The organism is Candidatus Kurthia intestinigallinarum (assembly GCF_003991225.1).
Classification (GTDB): domain Bacteria; phylum Bacillota; class Bacilli; order Bacillales_A; family Planococcaceae; genus Kurthia; species Kurthia populi.
The window spans coordinates 1-1192 of sequence record NZ_JTFC01000159.1; the positions used below are offsets into that span (position 1 = coordinate 1).

A 1192-nucleotide genomic window follows, 5' to 3' on the forward strand; every position below is an offset into this window, starting at 1 on the left:
TTCCTCACGTGGCATTTGTCGGTTCGCTCGGTAGCCGTAGCGAATCGTCGACATCGGATGATAATACACAGTTGCAGGATGCAAACTGACGAAGCTTGAAGTCTTCGTCACAATCTCATCAAGTAATATCGCTTGGGCAATAGCAAGCTTTACAACATAAGCCTCCTGTTTAATCGCCACAACGGGCTTCAAGTGCTCTACAAAATGAAAGGTCATGACGACATGCCCTTCGTTCTCCTCAATACTTCGAAATGATAGAAACACATCATTCCGTGTATCGCGTAAAAACTGTTCGATTTCTTCCAACCGGTCATAACTAAATTCATTACGATGGATCGTAAATTGGGCTAGTTCACGTGTTAATTTAATGCTGCCAAATGAAAAATTGTAAATCTTGGTCGCACTCATACTAGCACCTCCTAACGATTTAAAATAAATGGTTAACTTATAAATCCAGTAATATCAATAGGTTAACCAGTTAACCTAATAAATTTATAGTTCTTATACTTTTGATGGGTAGAAAATTCTACTTAACAAAAGTGGAAATTTCTACTTTTCAAAGTTCCTCATTTCTAGTGCCTCTTGTCGCTCGAGCTCTGTCATACGAATACGCTCTTCGTAATTCGGTGTAATAGCTGCACTAACCTCATATAGCTCCTCATAACGAGCTGGATCTTTTAATCGTAGTTCTTCTTCTGTCAGCTCTACCCGCATAAACGCTCGCTGTGTACCATGAATAATGAGTGCCTCACCTTGCTTACGACGCTCTAATAATTTTTTTTCCTTTTCACTAAAGGTCATGCGTAGCTTTTCGGTAATATCATCTACGCCCTTATTATCTAGACCAAAAAAGACTTTCGTATAACTGTTCCCAATGACAGCCTCACCAACATTTTGACCATTGGCCATCTTCCCATCGAGCACATCTTGAATTTGTTGCGTACCGGCAATTGCCCCTGCATTGTACTTTCGAAATCGTTTATATGCCTGGTAAAAGAAACTCGCTGCATCTGGATTTTGTGTTAAAAAATGAAACTCATCAACAAACAGCTTCACATTTTCACTTGTATTTTCCGTAATGTTATCCCATAAATAACTAAACGTATTTAAATACGCTGCCCCTTGTACATCAGCCTCATTTTGCAAGGACTTTAAATCAAACGATAAAAGGTCACTTTGTAAATTAATATTC

1 protein-coding gene and 1 pseudogene are annotated in these 1192 nt (G+C 38.8%); both read right to left on the minus strand.

Translation table 11 applies throughout. From position 1 onward, the window contains the following. On the minus strand, window positions 1-408 hold a 408-nt coding region (locus QI30_RS19390; RefSeq protein ID WP_148113912.1), incomplete at its 3' end, for a hypothetical protein. Between the two features lie 141 nt (window positions 409-549). Continuing rightward, window positions 550-1192 (minus strand): annotated as a pseudogene (locus QI30_RS19395) (VirB4 family type IV secretion system protein); the annotation flags it as partial.